Below are 14,806 nucleotides of genomic sequence, written 5' to 3' on the forward strand. Positions count from 1 at the left end.
CATACATACAGATACATCGATAAAAAACCGTGGCTTGCCACGGTTTTTTTATGTAATAGCGCTATTAATCAGTTTGCGGCTGTAGTCATGCTCGGCATGAGCAAATACGTGTGCAGTGTTACCGTAATCCAGCGCTGTGCCCTGATGCAGTACCAGTAAATCGTCAGCGATATGGCGCACCAGCCGCAAATGGTTGGTGATTAGCAGATAAGCCAGACCGGATTTTTGCTGCAATTCCAGCAACAGGTTTACAATTTGTGCCCGTAGTGATGGGTCAAGTGCGGTAAGCGCTTCATCTAAAATAAGCAGTTTAGGGTCAAGGATCAGTGCCCTGGCCAGTGCCACCCGTTGTAACTGACCGCCGGAAAACATATGCGGGTAGTATTCACTGTGTTCATCCAGCAAACCGAGTTGTTTTAATGTCTGGCGGATTTTCTGCTTACGTTGCTGCGGGTCTAATACCGTGCTAAAACGCAAGACGTCATCCAGCATCTGGCCTATCTTCTGATGCGGGTTTAGTGACTTTGCCGCATCCTGAAAAATAAACCGGATCACATGGTTATATTGCCGGTAGTGGCTGATCTGAACTGGCTGGCCGGCCAGCAGGATCTCGCCACTGTCTGGTTTTTCAATTCCTACCAGTAGTTTTGCCAACGTACTTTTGCCCGATCCGGTTTCACCAACAATGGCCAGGGTTTTACCTTCGGCCAGTGTAAAGCTGATATTTTGCAGGGCAATAACGCTGCGTTGACTGAACCAGCCGCTTTGTTTGCGATAGGTTTTACACAGCTCTCTGACTTCAAGCAGGGTGTTCATAAGTCTTTTTTACCGGTTAAAGGAAAATGACAACTGTAGTAATGATTTTGTAAGCGCTCCAGGGTGGGTGTTTTCACACATTCCTTGCGGGCATTGGGGCAGCGTGGGCCCAGGCGGCAGCCTATAGGCAGATGCTGCAGCACCGGAATACTGCCAGGCAGTGCATATAATGGTGTTTTCGGCTGCAGGTTAGGTTGAAATTCCGGTACGCTTTTAATCAGTGCATGGGTGTAGGGATGATAAGGCTGTTTGAGAATGCTGGCGGTTTCGCCTGCTTCAACCAGCTGACCACAGTACAACACACTCAGGCTTTGGGTATAGCGGGCTATGCTTTCCAGCTCATGGCTTATCAGCAATACAGATGTACCTTTTAGCTGGTTAAAGCTGGCCAGCAGACGAAACAGTTGCGCCTGGGTGGTGCTTTCCAGCGCTGTAGTGGGTTCATCAGCAATCAATAGCTTCGGCGCCTTGGCAATGGCCATAGCGATCATGATCTTCTGGCAAACGCCTTCAGATAACTGATAAGGGTAACTTTGCAGAACAGCCTGATGGTCGCGCACACCTACTTTATGCAGTAAACCAATAGCTTTGCGCCGGCGCAGATAGCCGCGTTTCCACCAGGGGCCTTCCAACAGGTGGTCGGGAATCGCTTCTTCGAGCTGCTCCAGTATCGCTGCGGTAGGGTCGAGGCTACGACTAGGCTCCTGGTATATCATGGCGATGTCACGGCCAATTACTTTGCGCTGCTGATCGTAGGGTAGACGCAGCAAATCCTGCCCACACCAGTTAAAGCGATCGGCACTGACCAGCCAGCGCTTGTTCAGTACGCCAACAATAGCTTTGGCAATAAGGCTTTTACCTGAGCCAGATTCACCCACCAGGCCGCGGGTTTCACCTTCACGCAAACTAAGATTAACCCGGTCAACAGCTCGGATTAAGCCATCGGGAGTTTTCAGCTCTATGGTCAGGTTTTTAATGTCGAGTAACAGCATTAGTTTTCCCGCCGTTTTTTCATGGCGTTACGCAGGCCATCGCCCACCAGATTAACCGACAATACTGCGGTAAAGATCAGTAGCCCAGGCAGTGCAACGCCTACAGGGGCAACATAAATAAGATCCAGCGAGTCAGCAATAATAGCGCCCCATTCTGCCGTAGGAGCCTGGGCGCCGAGACCTAAAAAGCCCAGCGCAGCAATGTCGAGAATAGCCGTTGATAATGCCATAGTCGCGGTCACGGTTAACCGCTCCCAGATATTGGGTAAAATAAGCCGGGTCAGTACCTGCCAGTTACTGGCACCGTCTAAGCGGTAAGCGGTGACATAATCCTGATTCAGCTGCTCGGCTATAGCATTACGTATGCTATGAACAAATTGTGGCAGTAAAGCCAGCATAATGGCCCACAAGGTGTTTAACAGGCCGGGGCCGAGTATGGCCACGATAATAATGGCTAACAGCAAGGAGGGGATTGTCAGCGCTAAATCGAGCACATGGTTAAATACACTGGATTTGACTCCCTTACTCATACCTGCCAGTACACCCAGCAATAAGCCTATCAGTAAAGCGCCCACTACCGTAATAAGAGCAATACCAAAAGTATAGCGGGCTCCCATCAGCATACGGGAGAACATATCACGGCCCAAATCATCGGTACCAAACGGATATTGCACCAGCCCTTGTTCAGACCATGAGGGGGCAATCAGCAGCAGGGTATCGTTTTGCATGTAGGGATCATGTGGTGTCAGCAGTGGCGAAAGTATGGCCAGCAGAAAAAACAGTATAAACAACACCAGCCCCGACATAGCACTGTGCTGGCGGGCAAATTCGCGCCATAGCAATAGCAGCGGCGAGCGGGCGTGTTGCTCATCCGGTAATAAACGAAAGCGGGCCATCTCAGCGCTTCCTTGCTAGAGGGTTAAACAGCGTATGCAGGATTTCTGTCAACATATTTACACTAATAACCAGGGTTGAGATAACCAGTAAGCCGGCCTGAATTGCCGGGTAATTACGCTGATAAATACTGTCTATCAGCCAACGGCCAATACCCGGCCAGGAGAAAATAACTTCAGTAATCATCGCCAGCGTTATAAGGGTGCTAAATTGCAGGCCTATCTGACGGATAACCGGCAGCAGGGCGTTACGCAAAGCATGCCGGTACAGTACTTGCGCCCGGTTAAGCCCTTTGGCGCGTGCGGTTTTTATATAACTTTGTTCCCAGACATCCAGCATCGAATCCCGGGTGAAACGGATCATCACGGTGGTGGGGAAGGTTGCCAGCACTATCGTTGGCAGTAATGTGTGGCGCAGCGCATTAAGCAGAGCTTCTGTCTGGTGCTGGCTGTTGGCCAACAGAATATCTGCCAGCATAAAACCGGTAACATGCGGAATTTCATACAAGACGCCAATGCGACCAGCCGTTGGCAACCAGCCCAGACCAAGCGAAAACAGCATAATCAGTAGCAGTGCCCACCAGAATACCGGTATGGAATAACCTGCTATCGCCAGTGCGGAAATAATGCGGCTGATAATACCTTCCGGTTTTATTGCAGCAATAATACCCAGTGGAATACCGACAAAAAATGACACCAGCAGAGCATAAGCCGCCAGTTCTAAAGTGGCTGGCAGCAGTATTTTTATTTCCTGCAGCAGTGGTTGTTTACTGGCAAAAGACAGGCCCCAATCGCCACTGAAAATACGCTGCAGGTAGGCAATATATTGTTGTATGTAGCCGCTATCTAAGCGGTACTCTGCCGTTAATTGGGTGGCCAGTTCAGCAGATATATCGGTCAGGCCGGTAAAATTTTGCAGCGTATTACCCGGAAACAGATACCCCAGGCTAAATGCCAGTATGCTCAGAGCAATAAAGACAAAAACCAGTAAAAACAGACGGCGCAATAAATACAGGGTCATTTAACATCCTTAACGGCTGTTGCCAGCGAGATACCGCCATAAGGATTAATGTCAATGCCGCTGATGTCGCTGTTAAGCGCCTGAAAGCGTTGCGAGTGCGCAATGCTCAGCAACGGCATTTGCTCGGCAAGATATTGCTGAGCCGCCATGTAATAGCTGCGTCGTTGTTTTTGATCCGATGTCAGCAATGCCTGGCTGATAAGACGATCAAAGTTAGCATCACACCAGTTGGCGCGGTTAGTGCCGGTCTGTGCTGCACTGCAGCTTAACAGCGGCCGGAAAAAGTTGTCCGGATCGGCATTATCGGCCGACCAGCCAATGAGTACTGAGTCATGCTCGTTGTTACTGAGTTTACGGCGAAAACTGTTCCACTCATAAGATACTATCGTGGCCCTGACACCAATTTGCGCAAGATCTGCCTGCATCATTTCGGCCATTTTCAAGGCGTTAGGGTTATACAGGCGTTGCACCGGCATTGCCCAGATATCCATACTAAAGCCATTGGCATAGCCAGCTTCAGCCAATAATGCTTTAGCCTGGGTTTGATCAAAAGGTAATAACGGCAACTCAGCATTATAAGCCCAGGAGGTAGGTGGTAATACGGAGTTTGCTGCAGTGGCATAACCAAAATACACCGCCTGTAAAATGGCTTCGCGGTTAATAGCCATTGCCAGTGCCAGCCGCACCTTGGCGTTGTCAAAAGGCGGCTTGGCAGTATTAAATGCCCAAAAACCAACGTTCATACTGGTGCTTTCCTGCACGTCGACATCTGGCCGCTGGCTGATCAGGCCAAGTTCAGCCACGCGCGGAAAGGCCACCACATCACATTCGTGGGTAAACAGTTTCGCCATACGCCGGGCATTGTTTGGCACTATGTCAAACACCAGTTGCTCTGGCTTAGCCAGTTCACGCCAGTAGGTTTTGTGGCGGTAATATCGTATCAGTACGTCTTTTTGATACTCTTTAAAGCGAAACGGCCCGGTACCAACCGGATGGCTGTCAATGCGACCGGGCTGGTCTTGCTCAAGCACGGCAGCGCCGTATTCTGCCGATAAAATGGCGGCAAAATCAGTAGCCAGATTAGATAAAAACGAGCTGTCCGGCCGGTTCAATTCAAACCGCACAGTGTTATCACTGGTAGCTACCACACGTTCAACCAAATTGGCCCAGTCAACACTTTGGAAAAACGGGTAATTACCGCCACCCTGATAATGAAAAGGATGGTTTTTATCCATAATACGGTTAAAGGTAAATACCACATCTTCGCTGTTAAAGGCCCGGCTGGGGCTAAAGTATTCGGTTTGATGAAACTGCACATCCGGACGCAGGGTAAACTCATACACAGTGCCATGGTCATTTACTTGCCATTGGGTGGCCAGTAAAGGTTTAAGCTCGCCACTTTGCGGGTCAATATCCAGCAAACGGTCATATAATTGCTGGCTGATAGCATCAATGGTTGTGCCGGATGTTACCAGCTGCGGGTTAAACGACTCGGGTGAGCCTTCAGAGCAATATACTAAACCACTGCGCACGGTTTCAGGCAATTGCGGCTGACAGGCGCCTAAGGAGGCTGCCAAAAACAGTGACAAAAAATGGCGTCCGGGTGCTGGCAGTATTATCTGACCAAAGCTGACATTCATGCTTGTTGGCTTTCCAGTAACTGATATTTTTTCATATAACCGCGTAGCTGATGATAGGTCAGATTCAGCAGTTCAGCCGTTTTTTTCTGGTTATACTGGCTGGCAGCCAGGGCCTGTTTAATCAGGCTTACCTCAAAATCCTGCGACAGGGTTTTAAAATCCTGCACCTGGCTAAAATCGAACAGGTTACTTTTTGCGGCAACTACGGCCGTTGTAGCAACAGGCAACGCATTCGTGCTGTCCTGAGCCGGCAAGGCTTGTGCCTGCTGGCGCGGCGCTTTAATGCGTTGTCTGGGCCGGTAAGGTGACTCAAACGGGTCTAGCTGAATGTCGTGTACCGGTACATAAGCATTATTAGTGCGGTATACGCTGCGCTCTACCACGTTTTTCAGTTCGCGCACATTCCCGGGCCAGTGGTAATCAAGCAGGGTGCGTTTGGCTTTTTCACTAAAACCGCTGAATAACTCAAAACCCAGCTCGCGCGCCATATTAATGGCAAAATGTTCTGCCAGTACCATAATGTCTTCCTGGCGCTCACGCATTGGCGGCAAGGTAATAACATCAAACGCCAGCCGGTCGAGTAAGTCGGCCCGAAATTCGCCCTGCTCGGCTAATACCGGTAAATCTTCGTTAGTCGCACAAATCAGCCTGACGTCGGTTTTTATTGAACGGCTGCCACCTACGCGTTCAAATTCGCCATATTCAATTACCCGAAGCAGCTTTTCCTGCACTAAGCCTGGCGTGTTGGCCAGCTCATCCAGAAACAAAGTGCCGCCATGAGCCCGTTCAAAACGGCCCTCATGGCGTTTACTGGCGCCGGTGAAGGCGCCGGCTTCGTGACCGAATAGCTCACTTTCCAGCAGGTTTTCGTTTAATGAGGCGCAGTTAAGCGTAAGGTATTGCTGATCCCAGCGTTGCGACAAAAAGTGCAGGCGGGCGGCGATGAGTTCTTTACCGGTGCCACGTTCACCAATAATTAATATCGGCTTGTCTAACGGCGCTATTTGCGAGACCTGATCCAGCACATTCAGAAAACTGTTAGACTGGCCCACCAGATTATCTTGTTTGAATTTTATGCTCATGGCGTGCTATTTGTTAGTTAAATTGGCTAATTAGTAGTGTATTTCATAATATCCGCCAGCAGAAGCTTTAATGCAAAATAAATAAAAATTGATACTAATCATTGGTTTAAAATAATTTGCAAAGTTGGCAAGGAAACTGAATAGATTAGGTTGTACTAAACCAGTCATTTAAGAGGTAAATATTATGGGTATTTTTTCACGCTTCTCAGACATAGTGAACTCAAATATCAACGCGCTGTTAGATAAAGCCGAAGATCCGGAAAAAATGGTCCGGTTGATTATTCAGGAAATGGAAGACACCTTAGTAGAAGTTCGTTCTTCTTCGGCTAAAACCATCGCTGAGAAAAAAGAGTTACAGCGGGTGGTGAACCGTTTGCAGGAAGAAGTTGCTGACTGGCAGGCTAAGGCCGAGCTGGCGCTTAGCAAAGAACGCGAAGATTTAGCGCGCTCTGCGCTGATTGAGCGCCAAAAAGCTGCGGATCAGGCCAATGCAGTGGCAGCAGACATTACTAATCTGGACGAGCATATCAGCAAGTTGCAGGACGAAGTGGCACAGTTACAGGAAAAACTGGCAGATGCCAAAGCACGGCAGAAGTCTATGTTGATGCGCCAGAAAACGGTGGCATCACGTCTGGAAGTGAAAAAGACACTGGACAGCAATCGTATTAACGATGCGATGTATAAATTTGAGCGTTACGAGCAGAAAATTGATACGCTGGAAGCTCAGGTTGAAGCCTATGACTTAGGTAAGAAAACCTTAAAAGATGAGTTTGCTGAACTGGCTGCACAGGACAAAATTGACAATGAACTGGCGGCATTAAAAGCTAAAGTTAACCAGAAAGATCAAGACGCCTGAGCAGCAGGCGTTTAGGAGTAACTCATGGATTTGTCAGAAGTCATTGGTGTACCAATTATCCTGTTTATGATTTTTGTGGCACCGATCTGGGTAATCATGCATTACCGTAGCAAGAACAAAATGGGGCAGGGGTTGTCAGATCAGGAGCTGTTACAGTTAAATGATCTGGCACACCGGGCAGAGAAAATGGCTGATCGCATTAAAACGCTCGAAGCCATTTTAGATGCAGAAAGTCCCAAATGGAGATCTTCACATGACTAAACTTAAACGTGAACTGTTACGTGATGATGCCAATGGCAAGATAGCCGGCGTGTGCGCCGGTATTGCCGACTACTTTGGCTGGGAACTCTGGCTGGTACGTATTATTACCGTATCGGCATTTTTCCTCGGTGCCGGTGGGTTGGTTTCAGTGTTGTATATTGCTGCCTGGGTGGTGCTGGAAAAAAAGTCCAAGGCCGCCTTCAAAGCAACAACTACGGCTGATTTAAGCCCGGCAACAGAGAAGGTGGTAGAGGTAAAAACCCGGGTATGGCAGCGCGGTGAAGCGCCAAAAGACGCGCTGCAGCATTTAGCCAGCCAGTTTAATGGGTTGGAGCTACGGTTGCGCGATCTTGAGCGCCACGTGACATCAGCTAAATTTCAGTTAAACCGCGAATTTAACAGCCTCTAGGGTGGTAAGCCTTAGCTTATGAATGTATTTAAGCATCTTCAGCATCAAAGGCGCGAGCTGACAGGCCGTGCCTTTGATCGTCATTTACGCCTGGGAGTTACCGGGCTTAGTGGCTCAGGTAAAACCGCGTTTATTACCTCATTAGTGCATCAGTTAACGCAGGGCGATCAGCCGTCTAATTTGCCATTTTTTGATGTGGTACGTGAGCAACGCTATCTGGGTGGGCGTTTGGCAAGCCAGGTACTGGCAGTGCCGCGCTTTCCACTGGAGCAAAACCTGCAGTATCTGCAGCAAACCCCACCGGCCTGGCCACCATCAACCACGGGGTGGAGTCAGTTAAGCCTGCAATTGCGCTATAAAGCTGCGTCAGGTTTACGCTCTCATTTGCAGAGCCACAGCGAACTGGCGTTGGATATTATTGACTATCCCGGTGAATGGTTACTGGATTTACCGATGCTGGATATGAGTTACGCCCAGTGGTGTGAGTTTAGCTGGCAGTTGTTTGCCAAAACGCATCGCAGTGCAGCGGCACAACCGTTTGCACAGTTGCTGCAAAACACCGATTTGCAGGACGCCAGCGAATTACATCTGCAGCAGCTTACTGACAGCTATAAACAGTTACTGACACAATTTCATCAAACGCCCGGTGCTTATTTAAACCAGCCTGGCCGTTTACTGGTGCCGGGTGTATTGTCGGGCGCCCCTATGCTGCAGTTATTTCCATTGTTACCGCAGCAGGCAGAGCAACCCTCTGCCCTGGCAACCCAGTTAGAGCAGCACTACGACAGCTATCGCAAACATGTAATCAAGCCCTTTTACCAGCAACATTTTTCAGCGCTTGACCGTCAGGTTATTCTGGTCGATTGCCTATCGGCACTCAATGCCGGTTATGCAGCTATTACTGAGCTGCAGCAGGCCCTGCGGCTTATTTTACAAAGCTTTAATTATGGCCCGTCCAGCCTGTTAAGCCGGTTGTTTAAGCCGAAAATCAGCAAAGTACTATTTGCAGCCAGTAAGTCTGATCATGCTACGCCAGAGCAACACAAGGCCCTTACTTTGCTGTTGCAACAGTTATTACAGCAGCCGCTGAAAAACAGCCAGTATCAGGCAGCTACCACTGAAGCCATGGCGATAGCCGCAATACGTGCCAGCAGCAGCGGTTTTGTCCAGGCGGACGGTTTGGCACAACCCTGCATCAGTGGTACCGGGTTGGATCAACAGGCGCTGACCTATTTCCCCGGCGACATACCGCCAACCGTGCCACCTCAAGAGGTGTTTGAACAACACAAGTTCGCTTTTTTACCACTGCGGCCGCTGCCGTGGAACGATACTCAGGCTTTACCTCATGTGCGGATGGACCATGTACTGCAGTTTATCCTTGGAGACAAATTACGATGAGCGAATTAAAGCAGGCCCGTCATTTTAACCAACTAAAGCTGACGCCAGAGGCCATTGAGTTAAAAAGCGCCAGTTATTACCACGACGACAACTTTATCAGTGCACCTGCAGCAGAGCCTGCCAAGCCGGTAAAAACTAACCGCTGGTGGTGGCGCTTGTCTGCGGCAACCTTGCTGACTATTGTCGTGCTGTCGGTTTGGCAATGGGGGGTAATGTTGCAACACAGCTGGCAACAAAGTGTGCTGCAGGGCGGCCTGCTCAGCCTGGTTACTGTGGCTGTACTGGTGTTGCTAACCAGCCTGGTGTGGCGTGAAGTAAAACTATGGCGCCGTTTAGCTCGCAACCGGCATTGGCAGCAAAGCGCACAGCGTATCCGCCACAGCGTACAATTTGGCGAAGCGCAAAAGCTGTGTCAGGCGGTGGCTGCCAGTTTGCCGGCAAACCCTGATATTAGCGCTGCGATAAGCCAGTGGCACGCGGCAGTAAAAGATGAGCATAGCGATGAAGAACAACTGGCGTTGTTTGAACATTTTGTTTTATCCGTGCTGGATAAACAGGCACAGCAAATCATTTATCGCGCTGCCACAGATACCAGTATGGCGGTGGCAATAAGCCCCTTTGCGTTGGCCGATATGATATTGGTGTTGTGGCGCAGCAGCCGTTTAGTGCGTGAACTGGCACAGCTTTACGGTGGCGCTATCGGCCAGCTGCGCAGTATGGTGCTGTTAAAGCGGCTGTTTGCGGCATTATTATGGGCTGGGGGCTCAGAGCTGGCGCTGGATATGGCATCCGACGTTATTGGCAGCGAGTTAACGGCTAAGTTATCGGCCCGGGCCGGGCAGGGTGTGATTGCCGGTTTATTGGTGGCCCGCCTTGGTAATCTGGCGCAGCAACAGTTGCGGCCACTACCGGTGACGGCTGCTGCCAAAGTCAGTATTAAATCGCTTGGCCGTGCGTTATTGCAACGTTTTAGCACTGCTGCGCAAACTAAAGCTGACAGTACCGGATAAACTTTTCTGATACCGCCAGACTGCAAGATGTCTGGCGTGCTTCCATTAATATTAGTTTCTGCTATTTGTTACAGCGACTTTAACTTTCAGTAGCAGTAACTTTATGCATGACAATAATAAAAAAGCCGAAACCCTGTGTATTCACGCCGGTAAAGAAAAAAATCAACACGGTACTTTAGCTACGCCGCTGTACCAAACTTCCACTTTTATTTTTGATAATGCCGAGCAGGGCGCAGCCCGTTTTGCCGGTGAAGCTGAAGGCTATATTTACACCCGGCTGGGTAACCCGACCACCCGCGAGCTGGAGCTGAAAATAGCAGCGCTGGAAGGCATGGCTGATGCCGCTGCCACGGCTACCGGTATGGGCGCTGTGGCGGCCAGCACTATGGCCTTTTTGCAGCAGGGCGATCATTTAATTGCCAGTAAAGCCATTTACGGTTGCAGCTTTGCGCTGTTTAACCATATGTTTGCCCGCTATGGCATTGAGGTTAGCTTTGTCGATATGACAAACCATGCTGCGGTTGAGCAAGCGATTAAACCTAATACCAAAATGCTGTTTGCCGAAACACCGATAAACCCAAATCTGGTGGTATTGGATCTGGCCTTTCTCGGTGATTTTTGCCGGCGCCATCAGCTGATTTCAGTGATAGACAATACGTTTCTTACACCGTTGCTGCAAAAGCCGGCCGATTACGGCATCAATATTGTGATCCACAGCGCTACCAAATACCTGAACGGCCACGGTGATGTAGTGGCGGGGCTAATTGTATCGGACGCCGAAACGATAAAAACCATTAAACTGACCACATTAAAAGATATGGGTGCCACCATTAGCCCACATGATGCCTGGCTGATTATCCGCGGTTTAAAAACGCTGTCGGTGCGGTTGGAGCGCCACTGCAGCAATGCGCAGACGGTAGCGGAATATCTGCAGGCACACCCTGCGGTGCGCGAAGTGTTTTACCCCGGCTTACCGTCGCACCCGGGTTTTAAATTTATTGGCAACCAGATGAAAGCCGCCGGTGGCGTGCTGGCTTTTGAGCTAAATGCCAGCCTGGACGACAGCCGCTATTTTATCAACCAGTGTCGTCTGCTTAGCCTGGCCGTAAGCCTGGGCGATGCCGAGTCGCTTATTCAGCATCCGGCCTCGATGACACACAGCCCTTACACTGCAGAAGAGCGGCAAATGGCCGGCATCAGTGATGGCTTAATCCGTGTTTCGGTAGGGTTAGAGCATGTTGATGATATTATCGCCGATCTGGCGCAGGCACTGGATAAAATGCAGCAACGCCAGCGCTGAGAGTTAAGCTGTTGTAAGGCTATGTTTACGCTGCTGTAGCCAACTTTAGGCGGCAACGAGATTAACTCTTGCCGCACTATCGCTTAGTATCCGCATTAACTAATTATCTGCCGCTACAGCAATAATAATTCAATAGCAGATAAGCGGGACACTCCCGTATAACAGAATATTCAACAGGTTGTTTATGAGTAAGTCGAGTAAATATGTCTCCCGTCAGCCTGACGAGCAAGGCTTTATCGCCTGGTCAGATGAAGAAAACCAAATTTGGCATGAACTGATCACACGCCAGCTAAGTGTCATTAAAGGCAAAGCCTGCGATGAATATATGGCTGGTTTAGAAAAGTTACAGCTGCCAACCGATCGCATTCCGCAATTGGAAGAAGTCAGCAAGGTATTGCGCGCTACTACCGGTTGGGAATGTGCTGAAGTACCGGCGTTAATCAGCTTTGATAAGTTTTTTGAGCTGTTGGCGAATAAGCGGTTTCCGGTGGCGACCTTTATCCGCAGCCGGGAAGAGTTTGATTATCTGCAGGAGCCGGATGTGTTCCATGAGATATTCGGCCACTGTGCTATGCTCACCAATCCGGCTTTTGCCGAATTTACCCATATGTACGGTAAATTGGGCCTGTCAGCCAACAAGCAGGACCGCGTTTATCTGGCCCGCTTATACTGGTTTACTATTGAATTTGGTTTGTTAAACACACCTGATGGTTTACGCATATATGGCGGCGGTATTTTATCGTCGCCGGGTGAAACCACCTATGCACTCGAATCTGCAGTGCCTGAGCGTAAACCCTTTGATGCGGTAGATGTATTACGTACACCTTACCGTATCGACATTATGCAGCCGGTGTATTTTATGATTGAACGTATTGACCAGCTGTTTGATATTGCCCATCTGGATATGATGGCGCTGGTTGAACAGGCCAGAGCATTGGGGCTGCATGCGCCAAAATTTCCGCCCAAAGAAAAACAAGCAAGTTAGGATTACAGAATGTCTGAATTAAAAGCAATGCAATGTGAAGCCTGCCGCGCTGATGCGCCTAAAGTGTCTGACGCCGAGCTGCCTGAGTTAATGCGGCAGATCCCCGATTGGACGCCGGTAGTGCGTGACGGTATTTTGCAACTGGAGCGCGAGTTTAAGTTTAAAAACTTTAAGTTAGCCTGGGCATTTCATAACAAAGTGGCTGAGTTGGCAGAAGCCGAAGGGCATCATCCTGCGCTGTTGCTGGAGTGGGGTAAATTAACGGTAACCTGGTGGTCGCACTCGATTAAAGGCTTGCATAAAAATGACTTTATCTGTGCAGCCAAAACGGATGCTTTACTGTCCGCTTAATGTTCTTTGGGTGAGTGGTGCTGGGGCGCCACTCATTGCTGTCTTTTGTTGTTCACTGCCGCGTTGTCTTAGTTGCTACTTGTCGCAATAACCTGCTAAATCGTCTTTTTGTTCACATTTCTTTACAAAACTACTGGTCTCTTCTTAGCGTTATACCGTATTATGTTGTTAATTACTTGGTCTTGGGACACTTTGCGGTATGCGTTTAGAAATTCAATGCCAGAACAGGCTCGGCCTGGCACAGGAAGTATTAAATGTACTGGTAAGTTATCAGCTGGATCTGCGCGGTATCGAAGTCGATCCCAGTTTAAGCCGGATGTACGTGTCATTTCCGACGGTAAACTTTGAAAAGTTTCAGGAGTTAATGACCAAGATGCGCCGCATCCCCGGCGTAGAAGATGTTAAAACCACCGCTTTTATGCCGTCAGAGCGTGAGCATAATGAACTGTCTACCTTACTTAAAACCCTGCCGGATGGCCTGATTGCCGTGGATATTAAAGCCAATGTCACGGTAATTAATGACGCCGCACTGGAGGCGTTGTCGGTAGAGCATAACGCCATTGCCGGCCAGTCACTGCAGGGCATGGTTAAAGGGTTTAACTTTCAACGCTGGTTAGAAGGCGATGATGTGCTGGCACAAACACGCCGGCTGGAAATTCACGGCAAGCGCTTTGTGGCAGACATTCTGCCGGTGATGGTGCCGGATGAAACCGGCCATGAAATTCTGGCCGGTGCGGTTATTAATTTAAAATCAGAAAGCCGGCTTGGCCAGCATATGGTGGCGTTTAAAAAAGGTGATCAGGAAAGCTTTAACACTCTGCAGGCGCACAGTAACTTAATGCGTAAAGTAGTGCGTGAAGCGAAAAAAATGTCGCAGCTGGATGCGCCTATTCTGATTATGGGTGAAACCGGCACCGGCAAAGAGTTACTGGCGCGAGCTTGTCATGCTGCCAGTAGCCGCACCGGTAAACCTTTTTTAGCCCTGAGCTGCGCCTCGTTACCAGACAACGTAGCGGAGTCAGAGCTGTTTGGTTATGGCGCCAATGCCTTTCCAGGTACTGTTGAAGGCAAAAAAGGCATTTTTGAGCTGGCCAATGGCGGCACGGTATTCTTAGATGAAGTCGGCGAAATGTCGCACCAGCTGCAAACCAAACTGATCCGCTTTTTGCAGGACGGCAGTTTTCGCCGTGTAGCCGATGAAAACGAAGTAAAAGTAGATGTGCGGGTAATTTGCACCACGCAAAAAGACTTGCCCGGCATGGTACAGGAAGGCAAGTTCCGTGAAGACTTATACTACCGCCTTAATGTGCTGACGCTGGCTTTACCGCCATTGCGTGATCGTAAGCAGGATGTGATCCCGCTGGCCGAGTTTTTTATTGCCCGTTTTGCCGCACGGCTTGGCCGCAAAGCACCGAAGTTAACTGATAGCTGTGCTAATTTTCTGCAAAATTATCCGTGGCCGGGTAACGTACGCCAGCTGGAAAATGCGCTGTATCGTGCCATTACACTGCTTGAAGGCTTTGAACTCGATAAAGAGCACCTGCAACTGCCAAGCTACAATAATGATTTTGGCTATTTAGAACAGGATTTTGACGGCACCCTGGACGAAGCGGTAAAACGTTTTGAAGCTAATCTGTTACGTAAGTTGTTTCCGGCTTACCCCAGCTCGCGCCAGTTAGCTAAAAAGCTGGGTTTAAGCCACACCGCCATCGCCAATAAGTTACGTGATTACGGTATTAATCGTAAGAGTGTAAAAATTTAACTACACTTTGTGCGTAAAACTGTACTGTAG

15 protein-coding genes are annotated in these 14,806 nt (G+C 49.3%); 9 read left to right on the forward strand and 6 right to left on the reverse strand.

Annotated elements, in window-relative coordinates; genetic code table 11:
* Positions 1-48 precede the first annotated feature (48 nt).
* From BLW68_RS06645 to pspF, 6 genes are read right to left on the reverse strand one after another with little or no spacing between them, the layout of a single operon-like run.
* Positions 49-816 carry an ATP-binding cassette domain-containing protein gene (locus BLW68_RS06645; RefSeq protein WP_092791578.1) on the reverse strand — a complete coding sequence of 256 codons (768 nt, stop codon included), beginning with the start codon at positions 814-816 and terminating at the stop codon, positions 49-51.
* Complete coding sequence (locus BLW68_RS06650; RefSeq protein ID WP_092791581.1) at positions 813-1,808, reverse strand: peptide ABC transporter ATP-binding protein; 996 nt, start codon at positions 1,806-1,808, stop codon at positions 813-815. Before BLW68_RS06650 ends, BLW68_RS06645 begins: the two co-directional genes overlap by 4 nt.
* Complete coding sequence (locus BLW68_RS06655) at positions 1,808-2,704, reverse strand: ABC transporter permease subunit (RefSeq protein ID WP_092791585.1); 897 nt, start codon at positions 2,702-2,704, stop codon at positions 1,808-1,810. Before BLW68_RS06655 ends, BLW68_RS06650 begins: the two co-directional genes overlap by 1 nt.
* 1 nt (position 2,705) lies before the next feature.
* Positions 2,706-3,722, reverse strand: a complete 1,017-nt coding sequence (locus tag BLW68_RS06660) for an ABC transporter permease (protein WP_092791588.1) — start codon at positions 3,720-3,722, stop codon at positions 2,706-2,708.
* Positions 3,719-5,311 (reverse strand): ABC transporter substrate-binding protein, encoded by a 1,593-nt coding sequence (locus BLW68_RS06665; RefSeq protein ID WP_245728290.1) that lies wholly within the window; start codon positions 5,309-5,311, stop codon positions 3,719-3,721. The genes BLW68_RS06660 and BLW68_RS06665 overlap by 4 nt, the downstream gene beginning before the upstream one ends.
* 47 nt (positions 5,312-5,358) lie before the next feature.
* Positions 5,359-6,444: a phage shock protein operon transcriptional activator gene (gene pspF, locus BLW68_RS06670; protein WP_092791592.1), complete on the reverse strand. Its 1,086-nt coding sequence runs from the start codon at positions 6,442-6,444 to the stop codon at positions 5,359-5,361.
* A 184-nt stretch (positions 6,445-6,628) separates the two neighbouring features.
* Here pspF and pspA point away from each other — a divergent pair, with 184 nt between their 5' ends.
* The 9 genes from pspA (at position 6,629) to tyrR (ending at position 14,776) form a co-directional block, all read left to right on the forward strand.
* Positions 6,629-7,300, forward strand: coding sequence for a phage shock protein PspA (gene pspA, locus BLW68_RS06675; RefSeq protein ID WP_092791595.1), 672 nt, complete (start codon positions 6,629-6,631; stop codon positions 7,298-7,300).
* A gap of 24 nt (positions 7,301-7,324) precedes the next feature.
* Complete coding sequence (gene pspB / locus BLW68_RS06680; RefSeq protein ID WP_068229994.1) at positions 7,325-7,561, forward strand: envelope stress response membrane protein PspB; 237 nt, start codon at positions 7,325-7,327, stop codon at positions 7,559-7,561.
* Positions 7,554-7,970, forward strand: coding sequence for an envelope stress response membrane protein PspC (pspC, locus tag BLW68_RS06685; RefSeq protein ID WP_092791597.1), 417 nt, complete (start codon positions 7,554-7,556; stop codon positions 7,968-7,970). Before pspB ends, pspC begins: the two co-directional genes overlap by 8 nt.
* Before the next feature lie 18 nt (positions 7,971-7,988).
* On the forward strand, positions 7,989-9,368 hold the full coding sequence (locus BLW68_RS06690) for a YcjX family GTP-binding protein (protein ID WP_092791599.1): 1,380 nt from the start codon (positions 7,989-7,991) through the stop codon (positions 9,366-9,368).
* Complete coding sequence (locus BLW68_RS06695; RefSeq protein ID WP_092791602.1) at positions 9,365-10,378, forward strand: TIGR01620 family protein; 1,014 nt, start codon at positions 9,365-9,367, stop codon at positions 10,376-10,378. The genes BLW68_RS06690 and BLW68_RS06695 overlap by 4 nt, the downstream gene beginning before the upstream one ends.
* A 103-nt stretch (positions 10,379-10,481) precedes the next feature.
* The gene (locus BLW68_RS06700; protein WP_092791605.1) at positions 10,482-11,678 is read left to right on the forward strand and encodes a trans-sulfuration enzyme family protein; all 1,197 of its coding nucleotides are present in this window, start codon (positions 10,482-10,484) and stop codon (positions 11,676-11,678) included.
* 184 nt (positions 11,679-11,862) lie between these two features.
* Positions 11,863-12,663, forward strand: coding sequence for a phenylalanine 4-monooxygenase (phhA, locus tag BLW68_RS06705; protein WP_092791608.1), 801 nt, complete (start codon positions 11,863-11,865; stop codon positions 12,661-12,663).
* Positions 12,664-12,672: 9 nt separating this feature from the next.
* Complete coding sequence (locus tag BLW68_RS06710; protein ID WP_068230013.1) at positions 12,673-13,014, forward strand: 4a-hydroxytetrahydrobiopterin dehydratase; 342 nt, start codon at positions 12,673-12,675, stop codon at positions 13,012-13,014.
* Between the two features lie 199 nt (positions 13,015-13,213).
* Entirely contained in the window at positions 13,214-14,776 is a 1,563-nt protein-coding gene (gene tyrR, locus BLW68_RS06715; RefSeq protein ID WP_092791610.1) for a transcriptional regulator TyrR, read from the forward strand.
* Positions 14,777-14,806 lie beyond the last annotated feature (30 nt).

The sequence above is a fragment of the Rheinheimera pacifica genome (assembly GCF_900108485.1).
Taxonomy (GTDB): Bacteria; Pseudomonadota; Gammaproteobacteria; order Enterobacterales; family Alteromonadaceae; genus Alishewanella; species Alishewanella pacifica.